General features: G+C 65.8%; 24 protein-coding genes. 9 read left to right on the top strand and 15 right to left on the bottom strand.

The features are described from left to right. Positions 1-89 precede the first annotated feature (89 nt). From ACYQ5L_RS35230 to ACYQ5L_RS35220, 3 genes are all read left to right on the top strand, one after another. Positions 90-305: an MbtH family protein gene (locus ACYQ5L_RS35230; protein WP_379196757.1), complete on the top strand. Its 216-nt coding sequence runs from the start codon at positions 90-92 to the stop codon at positions 303-305. Between the two features lie 482 nt (positions 306-787). Beyond that, positions 788-1,483: an alpha/beta fold hydrolase gene (locus tag ACYQ5L_RS35225; protein WP_459962530.1), complete on the top strand. Its 696-nt coding sequence runs from the start codon at positions 788-790 to the stop codon at positions 1,481-1,483. Positions 1,484-1,550: 67 nt separating this feature from the next. Beyond that, entirely contained in the window at positions 1,551-1,949 is a 399-nt protein-coding gene (locus tag ACYQ5L_RS35220; protein ID WP_459962529.1) for a hypothetical protein, read from the top strand. On the opposite strand, the gene ACYQ5L_RS35215 is transcribed toward ACYQ5L_RS35220, so the two are convergent. Further along, entirely contained in the window at positions 1,946-2,155 is a 210-nt protein-coding gene (locus tag ACYQ5L_RS35215) for a DUF397 domain-containing protein (protein ID WP_459962527.1), read from the bottom strand. The two genes, ACYQ5L_RS35220 and ACYQ5L_RS35215, sit on opposite strands and share 4 nt — an antisense overlap. Then, complete coding sequence (locus ACYQ5L_RS35210; RefSeq protein ID WP_459962526.1) at positions 2,145-3,035, bottom strand: helix-turn-helix domain-containing protein; 891 nt, start codon at positions 3,033-3,035, stop codon at positions 2,145-2,147. Before ACYQ5L_RS35210 ends, ACYQ5L_RS35215 begins: the two co-directional genes overlap by 11 nt. Before the next feature lie 196 nt (positions 3,036-3,231). Here ACYQ5L_RS35210 and ACYQ5L_RS35205 point away from each other — a divergent pair, with 196 nt between their 5' ends. Then, entirely contained in the window at positions 3,232-3,693 is a 462-nt protein-coding gene (locus ACYQ5L_RS35205) for a hypothetical protein (RefSeq protein ID WP_459962525.1), read from the top strand. 366 nt (positions 3,694-4,059) lie between these two features. Here ACYQ5L_RS35205 and ACYQ5L_RS35200 read toward each other — a convergent pair whose 3' ends face one another. After that, positions 4,060-5,832, bottom strand: a complete 1,773-nt coding sequence (locus tag ACYQ5L_RS35200; protein ID WP_459962523.1) for a hydroxysqualene dehydroxylase — start codon at positions 5,830-5,832, stop codon at positions 4,060-4,062. A gap of 176 nt (positions 5,833-6,008) precedes the next feature. Between ACYQ5L_RS35200 and ACYQ5L_RS35195 the strand changes: the two genes are divergently transcribed. The 4 genes from ACYQ5L_RS35195 to ACYQ5L_RS35180 all read left to right on the top strand — a co-directional run bounded on the left by ACYQ5L_RS35195 (position 6,009) and on the right by ACYQ5L_RS35180 (position 8,742). Next, positions 6,009-6,734, top strand: a complete 726-nt coding sequence (locus ACYQ5L_RS35195) for an arsenate reductase/protein-tyrosine-phosphatase family protein (RefSeq protein ID WP_459962522.1) — start codon at positions 6,009-6,011, stop codon at positions 6,732-6,734. Positions 6,735-6,755: 21 nt separating this feature from the next. Continuing rightward, positions 6,756-7,163, top strand: a complete 408-nt coding sequence (locus ACYQ5L_RS35190; protein WP_459962521.1) for a VOC family protein — start codon at positions 6,756-6,758, stop codon at positions 7,161-7,163. Positions 7,164-7,446: 283 nt separating this feature from the next. Next, a complete protein-coding gene (locus ACYQ5L_RS35185; protein ID WP_459962520.1) occupies positions 7,447-8,310 on the top strand; it encodes a cutinase family protein in 864 nt (287 codons plus the stop codon). A 225-nt stretch (positions 8,311-8,535) separates the two neighbouring features. Beyond that, positions 8,536-8,742 (top strand): hypothetical protein, encoded by a 207-nt coding sequence (locus ACYQ5L_RS35180; protein WP_379196745.1) that lies wholly within the window; start codon positions 8,536-8,538, stop codon positions 8,740-8,742. A 12-nt stretch (positions 8,743-8,754) separates the two neighbouring features. Here the strand turns inward: ACYQ5L_RS35180 and ACYQ5L_RS35175 are convergent, their stop codons facing one another. Genes ACYQ5L_RS35175 through ACYQ5L_RS35120 form a run of 12 tightly spaced genes read right to left on the bottom strand, consistent with a single transcriptional unit; the run spans position 8,755 to position 19,686 of the window. Then, positions 8,755-9,966 carry a TetR/AcrR family transcriptional regulator gene (locus ACYQ5L_RS35175; RefSeq protein ID WP_459962518.1) on the bottom strand — a complete coding sequence of 404 codons (1,212 nt, stop codon included), beginning with the start codon at positions 9,964-9,966 and terminating at the stop codon, positions 8,755-8,757. 56 nt (positions 9,967-10,022) lie between these two features. Then, positions 10,023-10,691 carry a hypothetical protein gene (locus tag ACYQ5L_RS35170; protein ID WP_459962517.1) on the bottom strand — a complete coding sequence of 223 codons (669 nt, stop codon included), beginning with the start codon at positions 10,689-10,691 and terminating at the stop codon, positions 10,023-10,025. Positions 10,692-10,701: 10 nt separating this feature from the next. Next, positions 10,702-11,877: an MCE family protein gene (locus ACYQ5L_RS35165; RefSeq protein ID WP_459962516.1), complete on the bottom strand. Its 1,176-nt coding sequence runs from the start codon at positions 11,875-11,877 to the stop codon at positions 10,702-10,704. After that, complete coding sequence (locus ACYQ5L_RS35160) at positions 11,874-13,010, bottom strand: MCE family protein (RefSeq protein WP_459962515.1); 1,137 nt, start codon at positions 13,008-13,010, stop codon at positions 11,874-11,876. Before ACYQ5L_RS35160 ends, ACYQ5L_RS35165 begins: the two co-directional genes overlap by 4 nt. After that, positions 13,007-14,125 (bottom strand): MCE family protein, encoded by a 1,119-nt coding sequence (locus ACYQ5L_RS35155; protein ID WP_459962514.1) that lies wholly within the window; start codon positions 14,123-14,125, stop codon positions 13,007-13,009. Before ACYQ5L_RS35155 ends, ACYQ5L_RS35160 begins: the two co-directional genes overlap by 4 nt. After that, positions 14,125-15,105 carry an MCE family protein gene (locus ACYQ5L_RS35150; protein ID WP_459962513.1) on the bottom strand — a complete coding sequence of 327 codons (981 nt, stop codon included), beginning with the start codon at positions 15,103-15,105 and terminating at the stop codon, positions 14,125-14,127. Before ACYQ5L_RS35150 ends, ACYQ5L_RS35155 begins: the two co-directional genes overlap by 1 nt. Beyond that, the gene (locus ACYQ5L_RS35145; RefSeq protein WP_459962511.1) at positions 15,102-16,124 is read right to left on the bottom strand and encodes an MlaD family protein; all 1,023 of its coding nucleotides are present in this window, start codon (positions 16,122-16,124) and stop codon (positions 15,102-15,104) included. The genes ACYQ5L_RS35150 and ACYQ5L_RS35145 overlap by 4 nt, the downstream gene beginning before the upstream one ends. Then, entirely contained in the window at positions 16,121-17,512 is a 1,392-nt protein-coding gene (locus ACYQ5L_RS35140) for an MlaD family protein (protein WP_459962510.1), read from the bottom strand. Before ACYQ5L_RS35140 ends, ACYQ5L_RS35145 begins: the two co-directional genes overlap by 4 nt. Before the next feature lie 6 nt (positions 17,513-17,518). After that, a complete protein-coding gene (locus ACYQ5L_RS35135) occupies positions 17,519-18,382 on the bottom strand; it encodes an ABC transporter permease (protein WP_459962509.1) in 864 nt (287 codons plus the stop codon). 1 nt (position 18,383) lies between these two features. Then, positions 18,384-19,262, bottom strand: a complete 879-nt coding sequence (locus tag ACYQ5L_RS35130) for an MlaE family ABC transporter permease (protein ID WP_459962508.1) — start codon at positions 19,260-19,262, stop codon at positions 18,384-18,386. Between the two features lie 11 nt (positions 19,263-19,273). Further along, positions 19,274-19,462, bottom strand: a complete 189-nt coding sequence (locus tag ACYQ5L_RS35125) for a hypothetical protein (RefSeq protein ID WP_459962507.1) — start codon at positions 19,460-19,462, stop codon at positions 19,274-19,276. Continuing rightward, on the bottom strand, positions 19,462-19,686 hold the full coding sequence (locus tag ACYQ5L_RS35120) for a hypothetical protein (RefSeq protein ID WP_459962506.1): 225 nt from the start codon (positions 19,684-19,686) through the stop codon (positions 19,462-19,464). Before ACYQ5L_RS35120 ends, ACYQ5L_RS35125 begins: the two co-directional genes overlap by 1 nt. A 126-nt stretch (positions 19,687-19,812) precedes the next feature. Here ACYQ5L_RS35120 and ACYQ5L_RS35115 point away from each other — a divergent pair, with 126 nt between their 5' ends. Next, the gene (locus ACYQ5L_RS35115; protein WP_459962505.1) at positions 19,813-20,715 is read left to right on the top strand and encodes an oxygenase MpaB family protein; all 903 of its coding nucleotides are present in this window, start codon (positions 19,813-19,815) and stop codon (positions 20,713-20,715) included. Positions 20,716-20,727 lie beyond the last annotated feature (12 nt).

The following is a 20,727-nucleotide window of genomic DNA, read 5'->3' as shown; positions in this document are numbered from 1 at the left end:
AAATTCAAGGTCATCAATATTGTGAAAAGCCTCTTGTTCACAGTTTGGTTCCGTCAGGATTGGCTGCGGACTTTGAGAAAGGTAATCCGATGAGCAACCCCTTCGACGACGAAGACGCTCAGTTCTATGTGCTGGTCAATGACGAGGCTCAGCACTCCCTGTGGCCTGTTTTCGCCGCCATCCCCGGCGGCTGGACCATCGCGTACGGTCCCGCCCTGCGCCGCGACTGCCTCGACTACGTCGAATCGCACTGGACCGATATGCGCCCGAAATCGCTCATCGACGCCATGGCCGAAGCCGAATAGCCCCGCGGACCACAGTCTTTCCGCGAACCACCCAGAAAGGAAACCCCATGGAAGGCGTAGACATCGGAGCCATCCTCACCACCGTGCTGAACTTCCTCAGCGCCGGCTCCAGCATCAACTACAACCCGAACGCCGCCTGATCGGTCCCGACGGCAGCTCTGAAAGGACTCGAGACATGGATCTCGGCAGCGCCGGCTTCACCAGCCTCCTGCAGGCCATCGCCCACCTGATCGGTTCGGGCTCCGGCATTTCCGTCACCCCCGGCACGCCCACCACCCCCTGAGGACCCGCCATGGACAGCGGCAGCGCCATCGACAACCTGCTCGGCCGCCTGGCCGAAATGTTGCTCACCGGCTCCTCGTTCACCTTCCCGCCCACCGCGGGCTCCTGAAGGCGGCGGGCCGCCAGAACCGTTCCCCTCCTGGCGGCCCGTCGCCTAATCTCGATCCCAGGCCGGGATCCGGCGGCGGAAGGGGATACGCGTGACCACATTCGTATTGATCCACGGTGGCGGCGATGTCGGCTGGTACTGGCACCTGGTCGAGGCCGAACTCCGAGCCCGCGGCCACGAGACCATCGCCCCCGACCTGCCCAGCGAAGACAACTCCGCGAGCCTGAACGACTACGCGGACACGGTGATCAAAGCGGTCGGCGACCGCGAAGACCTGGTCCTGGTAGGCCAGTCCTACGGCGGCTTCACCGCCGCCTTGGCAGCCGACCGCCTCCCGGTCCGCGTCCTGGTCCTGGTAGCCGCCATGATTCCGCTACCAGGCGAAACCGCCGCGGACTGGTGGACCAACACCGGCTACGCCGAGGCCGTCCAGAAACAAGCCGACCTCGACGGCGGCCTGACCGGCAACGACGACCCCTTCATCAGCTTCTACAACGGCGTCCCCCGCCCCCTCGCCGAAGAGGCGATCAGCAAGGAACGCGAAGAATCCACCACCGCCTACAACTCCCCATGGCCACTCGACGCCTGGCCCCACGTCCCCACCAAATTCGTCCTGGCCCAAGACGACCGCTTCTTCCCACCCGACTTCTTCCGCCGCCTGGTCCCCGAACGCCTGGGCATCACCCCCGACGAAATCCCAGGCTGCCACTGCGTAGCCCTCAGCCACCCCCACGACCTGGCCAACCGCCTGGAAAGCTACGCCGCCGAACACGGAGACGTGCGCTAGGTTCGTTAGGCAGCCGAACCACTGTCCGGCTGCGGCCGTGTACTTGGTTGTCAGGAGGGGTCGGGAAATGAGAATCACCGCAGGAATATTCGGTCTGGTCGTCGCCATCGCCGGGGCAGTGATGATGTGCCTCGGCTTCATGGCTCAGAAGGACTTGCGTGACGATTCCGCACGAACGGCGATGACTCTAGGTTGGATGTGCCAGGCGGATAAGGACATCCCCACGATGGAAGAATGCACCTGGGGCAGATGGGACGGGTCCAGATCTACCCCCGGTGAGGACACCCTGCCGGTCCGAGAGCGCACAGGCGAACTCATCAGCAATGTCGTGTTGATCGGCGCCGCCCTCTTCGTCGGTGGTCTGGTCCTGACGGGCGGCGCACTCGCAGCCGGCCGCAGACCGGAAACCGCAATGCCCGCGGCATCACAGCCGCAGATGCACCATTCAGCGGCCCAGTGGTCCTAGCCGCCAACCCCATCGAACCGTCCGACCCTCAACCCCGCAGTGAAGTCATCCCACGCCGCGGGCTCGAACACCAGCGCCGGACCGGTCGGGTCCTTGCTGTCCCGCACGCCCACCGCGCCGGGGACGAAGGCCACTTCGACGCATTCCTGTCCGCCTGAGCTGCGGCTCGACTTGAACCACCGTGCGTTGCTCAGATCAGCGTTCACTTTCGATCTCCCTTGCTAGCTCACGGAGTACGGCTCGGCTGGGCTCGAGGTCCAGTGCCGCCTGTCGGATTGTCGTGAAGGCGTTGCGGTGTTTGTCGACATCGGTTTGCCGTTCGAGATACATGCCGCCGGTGAAACCTTCGGCGAAGATCACGGTTGGTTCGGCGGGGCGGCCCAGTGCGTCGGTGGCGAAATCGAGGATGACGAACGGCGGCAATGGCATACCCAGCGGGCATCCGGCGTGGTACGGCAGTATTCGGATCTCGACGTTGTCTCTTGTGCTGAGGTCGGCCAAGTGACGCAGTTGGCCTGCCATGACCCGGCGTGGGCCGATGCGGGTCCGGATTGCTGCCTCGTGCAGGACGATCGCGGCATCGGCAGGCTTGCGTGCGCGCGACAGGATCGCCTGCCGCTTCATTCGCATTTCGATTCGGCGATCCAACTCGGAATCGGTGTCGGCGGCGAAGTAGGTCCGGTCCAGGGTGCGCGCGTAATCAGCGGTCTGCAACAGGCCCGGAATGATCAAGGGCTGATAGATCGTCAGATTCCGGGCCGAAGCTTCCAGTCCCACGTACAGATTGAAGTTGGCCGGAATCAGATCGCCGTAGGCGTGCCACCACGATCGGACCGATGCCTGTTGAGCCAGCCCTTTCAGGACTGCGGTCCTGTCGTCGTCGACGCTGTAGAGCTCGCACAGGTCCTCTATCTCGCGGACGCGGACACGTTCGGTCTGGCCCTTTTCCAGTCGGCCGAGTGTGCTCTTGCCCCACTCCATCAGCTTCGCGGCCTCGTCCAGGGTTAGGTTCGCCGCCTCGCGGGCTTCTCGCAGGTACCGGCCCAACTGCCGGCGGGGCAGAGTGCTGCTCTCGATCTCGGACATGGAATCCATCCCGGGACGTGGTTGAAGACCTTTCCGGGAACGAGTGTGCGCCGAAAGTGGGACGTGTGCAGGCAGTTTGAACCAATCATTTCGGCCTCCCAGATTGCAGGTCCGGAGCGGGAGTTCCGGTGTGTGCTGGTGGTGCGCCCGGAATGTGCCCGCCGGGCGCACTCAACCACTAGCCGGAGGAGGACGAATGAGCCTCACGATCAACCCTGATGAGAACCGGGCCCGCTCGGATGCCTACCGGGCCGCAGGGCTCAGAACCTGGTTCGACGCTGATCGAATCTGGTTGTGGGCGGGGAGCAGTGCCGGTGCGATCACTGTGCTCGATGAGATCGGCACCGAGGCGCACAGGCATCTTCAGCACATGTATGTGTTCGCGCCGACCATTGCCCATGACTCGGGGCTGTGGACCTTTTTGATCCAGCCGCATGAAATCGCCGCCGATACTCAGGAATTCATGGCGCAGCGGTCGATTCTGATTGCCAAGCCTGGGACAGAGGTGCGGCTGCCGACTCCTGCGGATGAGCGGGCGGCGCATCTGTGGTGGATTCGTGAGCCGTTGGGGGAGATGCCGTCTGCTGGGTACCTGTTGGAAACCTTGGCTATCTGTCACAAAATTCGGTCGCGCCGGACCGGGGTGATACGGCAATAATCCGGCATGGAGATGTTCCTTATCGCAGTGGCTTTCAGCGTCGGTTGTCCACTGTTCGTTGCACTGCTGGTTGCGGCGCTAACCAGTTCGTCCCGGCGACCGCCGAGGCCGCCGGGACCCTATCGCGGATCCGGAAGGTCGCCGCAACGGCAGTGGAACGGTTCTTACGACAGCAGCGGTGGGGGCTATGCACCGCAGTACGACGGGTCGTATGGGGGTTCCGGCTACTACTACAGCGATTCGGGTTACGACAGCGGCAGCAGTTCGAGCTGGGGCTCCTGTGACAGCGGCAGCAGCAGTTCCAGCTCGAGTTCGAGCTCCAGCGACAGTGGTTCGAGCAGCTCGAGCAGCAGTTGCGACTAGGGCTCAGCGGAGGGGGTAGCGGCGGTCGATTATGTCGAACATGTTGGGCTGGCCCGCTTTGTAGAGTTCGCGGTCTATCAGTTTCAGGGGCTCCCACAGGGGCATGGTGAAGCGGGGGGTTATCTGAGCTTGGGGGTGGGGGGAACCGGAGGCGTGCAGGATGGCATTGGCTGCTTGCCTCCCACCTTCGTTGGCGCCTTCCATGCAAGCCACGTTCATTTGGGTTTTGATCCAGTCGCCGGCCAGGAAGAGGTTGTCGATGGCGGTCCAGGCTTCGGGGCGGTCGTACCAGGAGCCGGGGTTCTGGATGAAGATGGCGTCTTCGTAGGCGATGTCGGGGGTGCCCGCGCCGGTGAGGGCGGGGTCCAGGAGCCAGGAGTGGAGTAGGTCGTCGGTCAGCTGGGTTTCGCCGTCGTCGTTGACGTGGGCCTTGATCTGGGACCAGGTCTCGAGGGCGATTTCCTCGGGGGTGCACTTGGCGGCGGGTCTGCCGTTGAAGGTTCCGGGTTCTTCCCACTCGGAGATGATGGCGGACAGGACTTCTCGGACGCTGCCGTCGCCGTAGCTGGAGACGGAGCGGTGCCAGAATTGCGCTTCGCTGATGGAGGTCAGGCCCCAGGGGGCGTCGTTGTAGCCGACGTGGCCGTTGGCCAGGTCCACGCGCTTGCGGAGGAAGAATTGGATGCCGACCATCCAGGCGGACTGGAGGTTTCGGATGCGGTCCAGGGTGGGATCGGCGGCGGTCAGGTCCTCGGACAGGATGGGCGGGATCTTGTCGAGGGGGATGGCGGAGAGGTAGTAGTCGGATTCGACGGCGTGGCGGGAACCGCCGGCGTCGGTGACGGTGGCCGAGGTGATGTGCGCGCCGTCGGTGGTGAAGCCGGTGAGCTGGTAGCCCTGGTGGAAGGTGACGCCGATGGAGCGCAGGTAGTCGATCCACGGGTTGATCCAGGTTTCGCTGGTGGGGCCATTGAGGACTCGGTCATTGCCCTTGTTGTCGCTGTCATTGTTGAGGTTCAGCAGCGACCACACGTATTCCTCGCCGACCAGTCCGATCGAATGCGCACTGCAATTGACGGACTTGGTGGCCACCAGCTCGCGAATGAACCCGTCACCGAGGAAGCGGTTGTACTCGGGGGAGGACACGTCCAAGCGCGCGAAGTCGGTCCAGGTCATGCGCTCCCATTGGCCGAGTTTGCGTTCGGTGCAACTGGATACGTACACCGCCAGGCGTTCGGCCGCGAATACCGCCTCGTGCAATGGCAGCCGGAACAAGGTCTCGAACACCGATGCCACCGAATCGATGAAACCCTTGGGCGTCATCGGGAACTGGCTGAACGGCAAAGGGAACGGCAGCGGGACCGTGAGATTGTGCCGGTCCATCCCGGCGATCATGGCCGCGTTCAACCGCACCAGGTTGTCCCACACCCCGTGCGGATTGCCGGGAAATGGTATGCGCCGCAGCGTATCCGGCAGATTGTGGTAGAAGCCGAAGAAGCTCCGGAACCCGTGCTCACCGGGTAGCCCATCCGGTGCGTAGATGCTGCGCGTCTTGCCGCCGAAGTCGCCCAGCTTCTCGAAAACCGTGACGGAGAACCCCCTTTCGGCGAGCTCGTGCGCGGCGGTCAGCCCGGCCGGTCCGGCCCCGAACACCGCCACGCTGCGCCCGGGCTGCGCGGCGGCCCGCCCGCCGGTCGGCGCGAGCGTCAGCGCCGCCGCGATACCCCCTGCCCTGGCTGCGGTCCGGATGAATTGTCGTCGCGATTGTGGCCCCATGAGAGTCTCCCGCCGGTCTTCCAACTGGCAGCTATGTTAATGATTATTCTTGTGTCATATCTGCAGTTTCATCGAAGTAAACAGCAGTAAGTTGATACAAATTCGTTTAGCTTGAGGAACTTCCGAACTACATCGAATTCAGACGTATCAAACTATTTTGATGTATTCTGGGAAGGGTGAAGGCATTGGACGGATCACCGGTCCCCTTGCTGATGCGCATGGCGTCGCACCCGCTGCGCTGGGCGCTGATGACCGAACTGGCCGCCGGTGATCGCCGGGTCGGGGAACTGGTCTCCGCCCTCGATGAGCCGCAGAACCTGATCTCCTACCACCTGCGGCTGCTGCGCACGGCCGGGCTGGTCATCGCCCGCCGCAGCAGCTTCGACGGGCGCGACAGCTACTACCACCTCGACTTGGCGAGCTGTGCAACGGCTTTCGGCGCGGCGGCCACCGCCCTGCACCCGGCCCTGCGGCCCGTGGAACGCCACTGGCCCTCCGGCAGCTCGGTGCTGTTCCTGTGCACCGGCAACAGCGCCCGCTCGCCCATGGCCGAGGCCCTGCTCCGGCACCGCGCCGGTGACATCGACGTCACGAGCGCGGGCAGTCACCCTGCGGCGCAGGTGCATCCGAATGCGGTACGGGTCCTGCGCACGGACTACGGCATCGATCTCGAACCCCGTCCGCCGCAATCCCTCGAGGCGCTGGCGGGTCGTCGGTTCGACTACGTGATCACCCTGTGCGACAAGATCCGCGAAGTCCCGCGCGACCACGGATCCGCCGTCACCGCGCACTGGAGCCTGCCCAATCCGTCCGACGCCGGCACGACCAATCGTGCGACCTATCCGGAATTCCGGCGCGTCGCACGGGAACTCGACACCCGTATCGGGTTCCTTCCGCCATAACCCCTCGGATCGGAGATCGTCATGACCGCCACGACACCCACCGCACTCGCCAACGTCCGCTATTTCATCGACGATGTGCCGACGGCCGTCGACTTCTACACCACCCATCTCGGCTTCACCGTCGAGTTCGATTTCTCCCCGGCCGTCGCCGCGGTGGCGCGCGGCCCGTTGCAACTGCTGCTGTCCGGCCCCGCCAGCTCCGGCGCCCGCCCCATGCCCGACGGCGCGGTCCCCGAGCCCGGCGGCTGGAATCGCATTCAGCTCATTGTCGACGACCTGGCCGCCGAGGTCGCCCGGCTCCGGGCCGCCGGTGTCGGCTTCCGCAATGACATTGTCAGCGGCCCTGGCGGGCAACAGATCCTGTTGCAGGATCCCTCCGGCAATGTCGTCGAGCTGTTCCAGCCCGCACCCCGCCCCGAGCCGCGCTGAGACCCGTCGGCCGCACTCTTTGCCTGATTTGTCGCGATAGCTCGATTGGTACGGAAACCGAATAGCAAACACTCCCGGCGCGCGTCCGAGCACAAACCGATTCGCAGACCGATACTGAACTGGCTAGTTGCTTGGTATTTTCAGACGGGCACGCGTGGATTGCCGAACATTCGCTGCGGTTTGAACCGACCTGGCAAGGAGTGAGGGCTTGTTATTTCGAACGGCACGGTCATTCGGAAAGACGGTCTCGGTCGCCACGGCGGCCGTGGCAGTTGCGGTGGGGATGCTTTCGACCACCGGCACACCACGGGCCGAGGCGGCGCCCGATAATTGCGCGGATCTGAACGTCATCGCCGTCCCCGGCACCTGGGAGACCTCGCGCGAGGAGAAGAGCCAGGGCATGCTCGCCCTGGTGACCCGCGGGCTACCGGGCTCGGTGCGCACCGATTACGTCAGCTATCCGGCCACTGCCCTGCCGTGGGAGGGCGAGGTCTACGGCTATTCCAAGCGGGAGGCCATCACCAATCTGCGCGGCATGATCAGCGCCATGGCCGGCCGCTGTCCGGCGACGCGTTTCGCGCTGATCGGCTACAGCCAGGGCGCGGACGCGGCCGGTGACGTGGCCGCCGAGATCGGCACCGGACTCGGCGTGGTGCCGCCGGACCGGGTGGCCGCGGTCGGGCTGCTGGCGGATCCGCGGCGCTCGCGCACCGATGCGCTGGTCGGCCCGCCGGTGCCGGGCGCGGGCGCGGGCGGGCCGCGCGTCGGCGGGTTCGGCTTCCTGAGCCCGAAGGTGCGAACCTTCTGCGCGGAGGGCGATTTGTACTGTTCAGTGCCCAATGACGATCTCGCCGGGCGCTTTGCCGGATTCTTCACCCAGCTCTCCGCGCCCGATCCCCTGCAGATCGGCAGCTATGTGCTGACCGTGCAGTCGATCATGGCCGAAGCCCTCTTCCCGGGCATCAATGCCATCCTGGCGGCGCCGCCGGACGATCCGGCGAGCGAGCAGTGGGCGCGGCAGGTGCAGGAGTTCATCACCTCCGGCGCGCATCAGTCCTATCCCCGCTATGTGGTCGACGCCAATGGCACCACGGCCACGACCTGGTTGCACAACTGGCTCGTCGATATCGCGAACCAGCCTGCCTGACCGCGGAATTAACTGCGGCACAACCTGATACGCACTCGAGCAAGACGGTGCGGGCCACCTGAGCGGCCCGCGCCGTCTTGTCGTATAGGCGGCCCCGAATTCGACTCGCGCCCTCCGCTTCCTGCATTCGCGAATGTTCGGCAAATATATTTGCTCCAAGGAATCGCATAAATCGCCCGAAACAGTTCGTCCCCTCGCAGATCGCTATTACTGGAGAGGAACAGCATGAGCCGGAGTGACACGATCGAACCGCTATCCGCTGGCCTGTATTGGGATCGGGACGGCGACATCTGGCAGCGCGAGGACGCCGGCTGGCGACTCATTCTGCAGAGCGGCGTCTCGGTGGATCCGATTTCGCTGTGGGAATGGGAGAGCGGGCACGTCCGCGATTACGCGCCCTTCACGCCCGTGGTCTCATTCGCCGTCGCCTGATAACCGTGCCGGTCAGCGACCGGCCCCGGCGCCGAAGAGGGTGACCTCCATCAATCGAATAACCCGCTCCTGCGGGCAGATGCGCGGATCGTCGCCGAATACCCGGCCCAGATCCACCACCAGCCCGAAGGCGGCGTGCACCAGAATCCGCGCCTCACCCTCGGACAGCTCCGGCCGCACCGCCACCAGCAATCGCACCCATTCGGCCACGATGAGCCGCTGCACATTGCGCAGCATGGTGCGTTCCTCCGGCGCCACGTGCCCGAATTCCGCGTAATAGACGAAAGTCAGTTCCCGTTCGGCGAACGAGCCGGCGACATAGAGGTCGATGAGCTTGGTCAAGGCTTCGGCGGGACTCGACGAGGAGGCCACCGCCGGGCCGATCGCCCCCGACACCCGATCCGCCGCCCGCCGGAAGGCCGCCGCGAGCAGATCGCCCTTGCTGCGGTAGTACCGGTACACCGCCGAGGCCGCCGACAGATCCGCCGCGGCGGCGATGTCCTCCACGCTCACATTGGGATAGCCGCGCTCGTGGAACAGTTCCACGGCCTTCTTCAGCAGCAGTTCGTGTTTGAACGACTGCGGGATCTCGACGGCGCGCGGCTGCCGGGCCTCGGTCCCGGGCGGCGGCAGTTCGGTGTCGATCACCGACCGGCAGGCCGAATGCAGCAGCGCGGTCAGCGTTTTCACCGGCAGCGCGGCGTGATGGTCGCCCACGCTGCTGATCACGCTGAGCAGCGCCACCGCCCGCACCGCGCGATCGTGCCCGTCCAGCTCCGGCCGCACATCCTTGATGAGCTGCCGCAGCGTGGCCAGCGCCGCGGCGAACTGGTCCTCGAGGGTCTGCCGATCGGTGTCGTCGAGATAGCGCCGCTCCCAGCGCACCAGCGTGACGGTGGCGCGATTGGCGATGGTCTCGCTGATCATCTTGTCCAGCACGCTGTCCAGCCGCTGCCGCGGCGTGAGCCCCTCGGCGGCGTCCGGCGGAACGGCCGCGTCCACGGTCAGCTGCCCCAGCCGGAGCAGCTCCTCGCGGAACAGCGCGTACTTGCTCGGATAGTGCCGATACAGTGCGGCCGAGGAGATTCCGAGACGAGCGGCAATGTCTTCCATGCTCACCCCGTGATAGCCGAGCGAGCCGAAGGCAGCCGCGGAGGTGGCGGCAATCTGGGCGCGCCGGTTCTTCGGGCGGCGCCGGATCACCCGCTGCGGCTCGACGGTCATATCAGCAATGGTAGTCACCAGGTCTTTTGCGTCCCTGCCGGGTTGAGGGCGAGGGGTCACGGCTGCGTCTGCCGGGCGAGCGGGGAGTTGACCTTGTTCACCAGCCAGCGGTCACCGGAACGCTCCAGCCGCATGACCATCGAGAGCTGACCGGGGGCGGGCTTGTTCTGGGTGCCCAGACTGGTGATGGTCTGGCCGATCACCACAATGGCTTCGGCGGAGTCCTTGTCGCCGGTGCGGATGGCGCATTGCACGTCGGTGGCGGTGGAGACCACCTCGCCCTGGGTGAGGACCTCGCGCAGATCCTTGCTGGTGGAATCGAACTGCTGCTGCCAGTCGCCGGTCGCGCCCGCGAGGACGCCGGTGAAGTAGGCGTCGAGATTCTTGGCGTCGTAGGTGGCGAGCTTCGGGGCGTACTCGCAGGCGGCGGTGCGGGCGGCCTCGCGGGCGTCGAGAAGTTCCTGCTTGTCGTTGTTCTGCACGAAGAGGAACACGCTCGAGCCGACGGCCGCGCCGACCACCAGCGCCGCGGCGGCGCGCAGCGCGATCGTGCCGCGCGCCCCGAGCGCGGGCAGCGTGAAACGGTGCTTCGGGCCGATGGATTCGGGTTCCGATTCGGGCTGTGCCGTTTCGGGCTCCGCTGGTTCGGGCTCCGCTGGTTCGGGCACTGTCGTTTCGGCCTCGTCCTCGACAGGCGCGTCCTTGTTCAGGTCGATCTCACTCATCTGCTCGCTCCTATCGGGGTATGGGCTGGGAGAGTTCGTCACCGGTCACGCCGGGCGGCGCGGTCGCGCCGTTGTCCGGCACATCGGGCCGCGGCGCATTGGCCGACCCGCGAATCTGCAATGCCGGATCGGTGGTGACGCAGTAGTTGTAGAGCCGCACCCTGGTATCCACGACGGCCTGCGTGGGAACGACCGGGATGGTGTCGTATTCGCAGGTCGGGCGCGGCCAGGGATCGACCAGCGTGTGATACGCCCCATCGTGCGCGGGCACCCCGAGCGATTCCGAGCCCACCCGCAGCGCCGGGAACAACGCCGCGATGGCCGGCGCCCGCAGCTTCGCCGCCCGGGTGATGGCCACGAAGTTCGTCACCAGATTGGTCATGGGATCCTCGGTCTCGGCGAGGAATCCGCCCAGGGCGGCCAGTTGCCCCGGGCCCCGTTGCAGCAGATCGCGCAATTCCTGGTCGGCCGCGGCGAATTGGCGGAACAGCGCGCTGCCCGCGGCGGTGAGCGTGCCCAGATCCGGCTGCGCGTGCGAGGTGGTCTCGGCGATGACCTCGAGGTTCTCGATCAGCTGCCGGGTCTGCGGCAGCAGATCGGTGAGCCCGGCCATGGCGCGGCTGATACCGGAGATCATGTTGCGCAGCCGATCCGGACCGCCGGCCAGGGCCTTGTCCAGCTCGTCGATGATGACGGTCAGCCGGTCCGGGTTCATACCGCCGATGAAGTCGCTCATATTCGCGAACACCGACTGAATGGTGACCGGCACGCTGGTGCGCGCGCGCTCCACGACCGTGCCGTCGCGCAGGTACGGTCCGGTATCGGAGTCGGGCCGGAAGTCGAGATACTGCTCACCGGCCGCCGACAGCCGGCCCACGGCGACCGTGCCGCCCACCGGGATTCGCGCCGAATCCTCGATCTCGGCAATGGCGGCGACGCCGTCCCCGGACACCCGGACCTCGATGACCCGGCCCACCCGGCTGCCGCGGAAGGTGACGTCATTGCCCGCCGCCAGCCCGCCCGAGGAAGCGAGCTCGACGGTGACGGTCATGGTGTGCGGCAGCGGATTGAACCGCAGCACATAGCCGCCGATATAGCCGCTGCCGATGATGAGCACGACGACCAGGCCGATATTGGCGATCCCGATGCGCCGCCGCACGATCCACTGCCACAACGGGGAATTCATCGCGCACCGTCCTGCTCCGGCGTCACTCCGGGAAGGGCGCCCGGCTGTTGCGGGGGACTGGTGAGCCGCCCGAAGACCTTCTCCAGCACCTGCGTCAGGCTGCCGATGAACAGCCCGGCATCGCCGAGTTCCGGCCAGCGGCTGCCCGAGGGATCGGTGAGCGCGCCGATGCTCAGATACGACACCGTCGCGGCGACCGCCAGCGCCGGGCCGTCGAAGCTGGCCATGAGTGACGGGTAGAGATTGTGCAAGCCGTCGAGGGTCCCCGCGAGGTTGCCGCCCATCTGCGAGAAGCCCGACATCAGAGCCTGAATGCTGGTGAACAGGCTGACGAATTCGGTTCCGGTGGTGTCGCTGAAATCGCCGAGCGCGGACATGGTGGTCGAGACCTTGGTGAGCAGGTCCACGATCTGCTGGTTGTTCTCGGTGAACAGTCCGATCAACTGCGGGAAGGTGTCGGCGGCGGTACCCAGTTCGGCCTTGCGCCGCGCGAGTTCCCCGGCGAGCACATCCAGGCCGCCGAGCACGCTGTCGATATCCCCGGTGCGCTGATTCAATGCGGTGATGACACTGGTCATCTCGGTGATCAGATGTCGCAGCTGCGGCGCCTTCCCGGCGAACATGGAGTTCATCTCGGTGGTGATGCGCGCCGCCTGATTGATGCCGCCGCCATTGAGCAAGAGCGAAATCGACATCATGAGCTGTTCCACCGAGGCCCCGGCCGAGGTCCGGTCGGTCCCGATGGTGTCGCCGTCCCGCAGCGGCTCGCCCGCCTCCGCCGTGGACGGCAGTGTCATGGCCACGAACATGTCGCCGAGCGGAGTGCCCTGCCGCAGTTCCGCGGTGGTGCCCTGCGGCAGCCGAATGTCCTCGCGAATCAGCATTTCCACATCGGCGATGAAGTTCGTGGTGCTGATATCGGTGACCACGCCGATATCGGTGCCGCCGATCTTCACGTGCGCGCGATCGGGGAGATTGAGCGCGTCCCGGAAAGCGACGTGAATGGTGTAGCCCGGCCCGCCGATTCCCGGCTCGGGCATGGGCACATTGCTGACCGTCACCGCACAACCGCTCGCGCCGGTGAGCGCTGCAGCGGTGAGCACGGCGGCAATGGCTCGAATTCCCCGGCTCATTCGATACTCGCAATCCCGAGCAGTGCGGCCGTGAGCCCGAAATCCGGCCCGAAGTCCTGGATCTTGCCGGTCCGGCAGCCGTCCAGGCGCATCATCACACGCTCGCAGAAAATCGACAGCGCCTCGCTGTCGAGCGCCGATTTGTCCAGCAGGCCGTGCAATCGCAGCGCCTGGTGTTCGGTGCTGGTGGCATTGGCCAGGTTCTGGAACATGAGCGGGGCGATATCCACGATCTCGGTGAGACCGCGGGCATTGCGCCGCATCTGCTCGGTAATGGTCACGAAGCGCGCCAGGGCCCCGGCCAGCTGATCCTTGTTCTCGCCGACGAGAGTGGCGGTATTGGTAACGAAGTCGTCGAGTTGCGCCAGCACGGCTTGCAGACCGGGCGCCTGTTCGCCCATGAGGCTCACCAGTTCGGTGAGGCGGCCGCTGAAGTCGCGGACGGTCTGATCATTGGACGCGATGATCTGGGTGATCTCATTGAGCTTGATGATCGTATTGGCGATCTGGTCCTTATTGGCGAAGGTGACCTCGAAGGCCGAGGAGAGCGCGTCGAGGGTCTCGCGGAGCCGGTCGCCATTGCCGTTCAGGAGCGGGAACAGCACGCGGCTCGCCATCGGGCCGGTTTCATCGTCACCCTTCAGCGCCGCTCCGAGCTGATCGAAGTTGGCCAGAATCCGGTCGAGCTCGACGGGAACCCTGGTGCGCGGCAACGGAATATGCGCGCCATCGGCGAGGGTGGGGCCGTCGCCGGTGTAGGCGGGAGCCAATTCCACATGGCGGTTGGTAATGAGCTGTGGATTGACCAGCGCCGCCATGGCATCGGCCGGAATCTTCACATCGCGATCCAGCGACATGACGACTTCGACGTAACTGCCCTTGGGCGTGACGGATTCGACGGATCCGATCGGAACACCCAGTACCGCGACCTCATTGCCCGCGTACAGCCCGGCCACGTTCTCGAAGTCGGCGCTGACCCGCATCCGGTCGCCGAGGTACTGCCCGGGCAGTGAGCTCACGCTGTCCGGCAGCACCCCGCAGCCCGATCCCAGCGCCGCCGCGCAGCACACCGCGGCCAGCTTCGGCAGCGCCCGCGGTCTCGTCCATGCCCTCATCACTGACACCCCTGAATGGCCTGCGCGAAGCACAGCCAGTTGTCCGGGAACAGCCACGGGGCGTACACCTCGCCGTACGGCCCGTTGCCGACCACATTGTTGAACTGCCGCAGGGCGACCGGCATGATCTCGTAGAGCCGGTCGAGGTTCTGCTTGTTCTTCTCCAGGCCCTCGGACATGGTGTTGAGATCGCCGATCAGCGGCCCCAGCTGCCCGTTGTTCTCCAGGCCCATCTCCTGCAGCAGCCGCGACAGCGCGGCCACATTGTCGAGCAGGCTGCGCAGCAGGGTCTGGCGCTGCCGCACGGCGGTGCCGATGGCCTCGCCGCGGGTCAGCAGGAGCAGCACGCTGTTCTGGTTGTCGGCCGCCAGCTGCGCCACCACATCCATGCCCTTCAGCAGGGTGTCGACCTCGTCGCGGCGGTCATTGATGACCTTGGCCAGCGCGCCGACGCTGTCGAGCGCCTGCACGGCCAGCTCGGGGGACTCGCCCATCTGCTGGTTGACGGTATCGAGGGCCTGGCGCAGCTTCACCGGGTCGATGCGCTCGAAGTGCTCGAAGGAGGACTTGTACTCGGGATCCTGAATGACCTTGCCCAGGTTGTAGGGCACGGTGGTGTTCTCGATCGTGATGCGATCCCCGGCCGGCGCCTCGCCGCTGCCGGGAACCAGATCCACGTGCAGGCGGCCCAGGATGGTCGACATCTTGATGGCGGCACGGGCATTCGAGCCCAACCGCAGGTCTCGACGGACCTTGAAATCCACCAGGACCTTGTCACCGTCGAGCTTCACCGCCGAGACGGTGCCGACCTCGATACCGGAGACATCGACCGTCGCACCCGGCCGCAAGCCCGCGGCTTGGGCGAACTCGGCGTGAATCGTCTTGTCGCCCACCTGCGCTTGTTTGAAGGCCGTCGAGCCGACCAGCAGCAGCACCACGAATCCGGCCGCCAGCAAGCCGAGCCGCAAATACCGATTCATCGGCACACCTCCGATTGGGCCGGTCCGCCGACCTGGGAGAAGAGCCCGGGCGGCAGCAGTACGCCCCACAGCGAGACATCCAGTCGGCAGATGTAGGCATTGCCGTAGGTGCCGTAGGACGTGAAGCGCGCCAGGGCATTCAGGATGTCGGGCAGTTCCACGGCGGCCCGGTCCAGCGACGCGCCGTTGAGCAGCAGCAGCGCGATACCGCTGGTGGCATCGTTCTGGGCCTGGGCCACACCGGGTTTCACGGTGGCGATGATGTTCACCAGCGAATCCGTCGCCGTGGCCACCCGATCCACCGAGGTCTTCAGTGCCTCGCCTTGCGAGTACAGCGCCTCGGTGAGCGAACGCGCCTGGGTGATCAGGGTTTCCAGCTCACCACTGCGGTTCGACAGCCCGGCGATGACGCTGCTGAGGTTGGCGATCACATCGCCGAGGATCTGATCGCGCTGGCCGAAGGTCGCCGCCAGCTGCGCGGCCTGGGTGACGAGCGAACTCAGCGAGACGCCATTGCCTTGCAGGGCCTGGACGAGCGTCTCGGACAACGAGTTCACCTGATCCGGTTGCAGCACGCTGAACAGCGGCTCGAAGCCCGACAGCAGCGCCGAGACATCGAAGGACGGTTCGGTGCGCTCCAGGGGGATCTGATCCCCGGGCGCGAGCGGCTGCCCCGCCGCCTCACCCGGCATGAGCGCGATATAGCGCTGCCCGATCAGATTCTGATACCGCACCAGGGCTTTGGTGGAGGTGGTCGGATGCTGGTCGTCCTCGATCCGGAAGTCGACCCGGGCCCGGTAGTCGCCGGTGAAGTCGATCTTGTCGACCCGCCCCACCCGGACCCCGGCCATGCGCACGTCATCACCGATGCGCAGGCCGAGCACATCGGAGAAGACCGCCGAATAACTGTGCGTGCCACCGGGTACCGAGCGTTGCAGCGTGGACCAGATGGTGTAGGTCAGCACGATCGCGATGACCGCGAAGAGACTGAACCCCGCCAGGGATTTCGCCGATTTCATGCCGTGGCCTCCGTGAGATAGCCGCCGGTCAGGACGGGGCCGAGCAGCAGCACCTGGGCCATATTCGGCCTACCGCCGACCACCGCGGCAATCGCCTCGGCGCCACGCAGCCCCGCGGGTTGCGCGGTGGCTGGGCCGGTCCCGGTGTACGAGGCCGGGGCGGTGATCCCCGGAATCGCCGGAAGTCCGGGAATCGCAGGCAGATTCGGCAGCCCCGGAATGATCGGAGCGTTCGCCTGCGGCCGCTGCACCGGCGCGGGACCGGCAGCCCCCAGCCACTGCGGCAGGAGCGAAGCCGGATACTCCTGCGGCGGTGCGGCATCCGGCACCGTCGGCCCGCCACAGCGCGGCCCGGCCAGCTCGCCGTAGCGCGGGCAGTCCGCGGCCGTGTACTGCTGGAACGGCGTGAAGGACACATCCATCTTCCACACCATCTGCCGGCCCGGGCCGAAGCTGAACACGCCGCCCAGCCGCTGCAGCGCGGTATTGAGATTGGCGACGGCGTAGGGGATGGCCTGCGGATCCTTGGCGAGGCTGCCGAACAGCTCGTCCAGCCCGGCCACCAGGAACTTCCCGGAATCGGGATTGCGGGCGAACAGTGAGTTCACCGCGTCCACGGCCGTACCGCCGGTGGTGAGCAGGGCAATGAGATTCGCCCGCTGCTCGGTCAGCGTGCGCGCGGTGGTCACCGACCGCGACAGCATGCCGACCAGCTCGGGCGCGGACCGGCTCAGCGCGGTGGCCGCCTGTCCGAGATCACCGAGCAGATCACCGATGCCGGGAATGGCGTGCACCTCGGTCAGCCAGGTGTCGAGACGCTCGATGGTGGAACCGGGGACACGAGACTGCGGATCCAGTGCCGCCGCCAGCGTGCCGAGCACCCGGCCCAGCTTCTCCGGCTGAATATTGTTCAGCACATTGCGCAGAACATTGAGCGTGGTCTGCAACTGCACCGTCGCGGCGCTGGTGTCCTCGGGAATGACATCCCCGGCACGCAGCGCGCGCTGGCCGGGCTCGGTATCGACCAGTTCGACGGCGGTCACGCCGAAGATATTGTTCGGAATCACGCGGGCCGCCACGGTCGCCGGAATCATCCCCGCCACCGCCGGTTTCAGGGCGATCTCGGCCCGCTGCCGCTCACCCTTGGCCACGACCTCCACGGTTTCGACGCGGCCGACCACCATGCCGCGGAACTTCACATCCGCGCGGCCGGGCAGCCCGTCTCCGGTGCTGGTCAGCTCCGCGACGACACCCACCTTGTCCTCGAAACGCCCCGTGTAGCGCAGGGCCAGCAGATACAGCAGCAGCGCGACGGCCGTCAGCATGGCCAGGCCCGCGAGGGACAGGTGCCGGGCCGTCGGTCCACGGCCACTCGGATCCAGCAGCATGGGCGCCTACCCCGAAATCCGGAATCCGGGGTCGATGCCCCAGATCGCAAGGGTCAGAAACAGATTGGCGAAGACCATGACGACGATGACCATCTTGATGGCCCGCCCGGCCGCCACCCCGACGCCCTCCGGTCCGCCGGTGGCCACATAGCCGTAGTAGCACTGGATGAAGGCCGAGAGCATGACGAACACAACGACTTTCAGCAGCGACCAGAACACGTCGGGTCCCAGCAGGAACTGGAAGAAGTAGTGGTCGTAGGTGCCCGCCGTGGTCCCGCCCAGCACCAGCACCGACAGTTTGGTCGTCAGATACGCGACCGCCAGCCCCACGCTGTACAGCGGGACGATGGTCACCGTCGCCGCGATCATCCGCGTGCTCACCAGATACGGAAGCGGCCGGATGGCAATGGATTCCAGTGCGTCGATCTCCTCCGAAATGCGCATGGAACCCAGCTGCGCGGTGAACCGGCAGCCGGACTGGATGGCGAAGGCCAGGGTGGCGATGATCGGCGCGAGCTCGCGCGTGGTGGCGAAGCCGGAGATGGCCCCGGTCAGCGGCCCCATGGTGAGCAGGTTCAAGGCCGTGAACGACTCCATGCCCACGGTGATGCCGGCGAACCCGCACAGCACGATGACCACGCCGATGCTCCCGCCGCCCACAATGAGCGAACCATTGCCCCAGCCGATATCGGCGGTCAGCCGCAGCACCTCTTTGCGATAGTGCTTGACCACGAACGGAATCGCGATGAGCGCCTGAACGAACGTGATCGCCTGATGCCCCAGCCGTTGATTGGCCTGATACGGCGCGGCAATGGCATTGCCCGCCAGCTTGATCGGCCGCAGCGCCGGGGGAGTGTAGGTACTGCCCACCTCAGATCACCTTCGTCGGGAACAAGGTGTTGTACACCTGGGTGAGAATGATGTTGGTGGCGAACAGCATCAGCGCCGAGCTGACCACCGCGGAGTTCACCGCATTGGCGACCCCGCCGGGCCCGCCGTGCGCGTGCAATCCGATATCGCAGGCGATGACGGCGGTCAGCGCGCCGAAGACCGCCGCCTTGACGAGCGCGATGACCAGGTCATTGGCCACCGCGAAGGAGGCGAAGGACCCGATGAACGATCCGGGCGTCCCCGACTGCGCGTACACATTGAACATGTAGGCCGTCGCGAAGCCGACGAAGACGATGAACCCGCACAGCAACATGCTCACCAGCACCGCCGCCAGCAGCCGCGGGGCCACCAGCCGCCGCACCGGATCCACGCCCATCACCATCATGGCGTCGATCTCCTCGCGAATGGTGCGCGAGCCCAGATCGGCGCAGATGGCCGACCCCACCGCCCCGGCGATCATCAGCGAGGTCACCAGCGGGGCGCCCTGGCGAATGATGCCCAGCCCGGCCACCGCGCCGATGAACGTGGTCGCGCCGACCTGATTCACCAGCGCGCCCACTTGAATCGACACCACCACGGCAATGGGAATGGCCACCAGCACCGTCGGCGCCGCCGACACGCTGGTCATGAACGCGCACTGCTTGATGAACTCCTGATACGGAAAGCGGCGGCGCGCCAGGGCGGCGACCAACTGCCGCACCGCTTCCCGGCCCAGCAGGACCTGCCGCCCCAGGGTCTCCAATGACTGCTGCGGATGCCGCTTCCACAGCCGGGTGAGGCTCTCGATGATCCGGTCGAGCTCACCGTGCTCGGGCGCCGGCGGCGCGCTGCGCGTTCGCGCGGATTCGGTAGTGGTCAAGGCGTGCCCCCTTACGCCATGTCGTCGAGATACTGCTGCAACAGCACGAGCAGGAAGCCCGCCACCGCGACACCGGCGGCGAGGGTGCTCAGCACCGCCACCCACAGCCCGAACCGGAACACCGGATTCACCCGCGTACGCCCACCGAGCACCTTCACCCCCATGACGAGGAGGTCGATGAGCCGGACCAGAACCATCATTACGTCATGCACACATTCGAGAAGGTGAGCACCGGCCAGCAGACGATGGAGCCCAGGAACGAGATGATCACGTCCAGGCCGTTCGTCTGCTTCAGGTGCGAGGTGTGCGTGAGCGTCCAGATGAGGCCCACCAGGCCGTAGGGGATGCCGATGAGGATGAGCGTGCCGAGGAACTCCGACACCTTCATCTCATAGCTCAGGATGCGGTCAAGCCGTTGCAGCATGGTCGGGTATGTTACCCAGCATTCTTCATATGGAAAGGACTTTCGGAAAACTCGTTTTAGGCATTGACCTGGATCTGCTGTGGTTCTAAGTTATGCACCATTCCGCAGTGTTCGGAAAGGACGGCGATGACCTCAGCAGCGGCCCAGCCCTTCGAATCGGTCCCCCTGACCACCGAGCGGACCCGCATCCGCATTCCGGCCATCCATCGCTCGCAGACCAAGCGCCCGCCGCGGGTGCAGGACGCCATGGACTTCTGGCAGTTCGCCGGCGCGGCCGCCAATGTGGCCATGCAGATGGCCCGGCCCGGCGTCGGGCACGGTGTGGCCGACAGCAAGGTGGAATCCGGGGCGCTGCTGGTGCATCCGTGGAAACGCTTGCGCACCACGGCTTCCTATCTCGCGGTCGCCCTGCTCGGCAGTCCGGAGGAGAAGGCCGAATTCCGGGAAGCGGTGAATGTGGCGCACCGCCAAGTGCGTTCGGAGCCCGGCGCCGCGGTGAAATACAACGCCTTCGACCGCAATCTCCAACTGTGGGTGTCGGCCTGCCTGTTCATCGGCTTCGAGGACTCGTACCAGATGCTGCACGGCAGGATGAGTCCCGAACAGGCCGAGGAGTTCTACCGGACCTCATCGACTCTCGGCACGACTCTGCAAGTGCCGGAAGACATGTGGCCCGCCACCCGCGCCGAGTTCGACGTCTACTGGAACCTCGCCTGCGAACAGGCCGTCCTCGACGACAAGGTCCATGCCTACGTCGACGATCTGCTGCACCTGCGCATGATCCACTGGTATCTGCGCGCCGTCTTCGGCGGCCTGCTCCGCTTCCTCACCGCCGGTTTCCTCGCACCGCACTTCCGCGAGCAGATGGGCATCGCCTGGACCGCCACCGATCAGCGCCGCTTCGAAAACCTTTTCCTCTTCGTGGGTTTCGTCAATCGCTTCATCCCCAAGTTCCTGCGCTTCGCGCCCACCCACGTCATGATGCGCGACGTACGCCGCCGCATCCGCAAGCACAAGCCCCTTATTTGATCCGCGTCGTTC

This window comes from Nocardia sp. IFM 10818, assembly GCF_054655275.1.
The sequence above is the reverse complement of the archived record's forward strand: the minus strand, read 5'-3'. Positions and strand labels throughout refer to the sequence as shown.

Excerpts from the sequence above, each read along its gene's own strand:
- ACYQ5L_RS35230 (WP_379196757.1), top strand. The coding sequence starts at position 90 with ATGAGCAACCCCTTCGACGACGAAGACGCTCAGTTCTATGTGCTGGTC.
- ACYQ5L_RS35220 (WP_459962529.1), top strand. The coding sequence starts at position 1,551 with ATGAGAATCACCGCAGGAATATTCGGTCTGGTCGTCGCCATCGCCGGG.
- ACYQ5L_RS35210 (WP_459962526.1), bottom strand. The coding sequence starts at position 3,035 with ATGTCCGAGATCGAGAGCAGCACTCTGCCCCGCCGGCAGTTGGGCCGG.
- ACYQ5L_RS35205 (WP_459962525.1), top strand. The coding sequence starts at position 3,232 with ATGAGCCTCACGATCAACCCTGATGAGAACCGGGCCCGCTCGGATGCC.
- ACYQ5L_RS35200 (WP_459962523.1), bottom strand. The coding sequence starts at position 5,832 with ATGGGGCCACAATCGCGACGACAATTCATCCGGACCGCAGCCAGGGCA.
- ACYQ5L_RS35190 (WP_459962521.1), top strand. The coding sequence starts at position 6,756 with ATGACCGCCACGACACCCACCGCACTCGCCAACGTCCGCTATTTCATC.
- ACYQ5L_RS35185 (WP_459962520.1), top strand. The coding sequence starts at position 7,447 with ATGCTTTCGACCACCGGCACACCACGGGCCGAGGCGGCGCCCGATAAT.
- ACYQ5L_RS35180 (WP_379196745.1), top strand. The coding sequence starts at position 8,536 with ATGAGCCGGAGTGACACGATCGAACCGCTATCCGCTGGCCTGTATTGG.
- ACYQ5L_RS35175 (WP_459962518.1), bottom strand. The coding sequence starts at position 9,966 with ATGACCGTCGAGCCGCAGCGGGTGATCCGGCGCCGCCCGAAGAACCGG.
- ACYQ5L_RS35170 (WP_459962517.1), bottom strand. The coding sequence starts at position 10,691 with ATGAGTGAGATCGACCTGAACAAGGACGCGCCTGTCGAGGACGAGGCC.
- ACYQ5L_RS35165 (WP_459962516.1), bottom strand. The coding sequence starts at position 11,877 with ATGAATTCCCCGTTGTGGCAGTGGATCGTGCGGCGGCGCATCGGGATC.
- ACYQ5L_RS35160 (WP_459962515.1), bottom strand. The coding sequence starts at position 13,010 with ATGAGCCGGGGAATTCGAGCCATTGCCGCCGTGCTCACCGCTGCAGCG.
- ACYQ5L_RS35155 (WP_459962514.1), bottom strand. The coding sequence starts at position 14,125 with ATGAGGGCATGGACGAGACCGCGGGCGCTGCCGAAGCTGGCCGCGGTG.
- ACYQ5L_RS35150 (WP_459962513.1), bottom strand. The coding sequence starts at position 15,105 with ATGAATCGGTATTTGCGGCTCGGCTTGCTGGCGGCCGGATTCGTGGTG.
- ACYQ5L_RS35145 (WP_459962511.1), bottom strand. The coding sequence starts at position 16,124 with ATGAAATCGGCGAAATCCCTGGCGGGGTTCAGTCTCTTCGCGGTCATC.
- ACYQ5L_RS35140 (WP_459962510.1), bottom strand. The coding sequence starts at position 17,512 with ATGCTGCTGGATCCGAGTGGCCGTGGACCGACGGCCCGGCACCTGTCC.
- ACYQ5L_RS35125 (WP_459962507.1), bottom strand. The coding sequence starts at position 19,462 with ATGATGGTTCTGGTCCGGCTCATCGACCTCCTCGTCATGGGGGTGAAG.
- ACYQ5L_RS35120 (WP_459962506.1), bottom strand. The coding sequence starts at position 19,686 with ATGCTGCAACGGCTTGACCGCATCCTGAGCTATGAGATGAAGGTGTCG.
- ACYQ5L_RS35115 (WP_459962505.1), top strand. The coding sequence starts at position 19,813 with ATGACCTCAGCAGCGGCCCAGCCCTTCGAATCGGTCCCCCTGACCACC.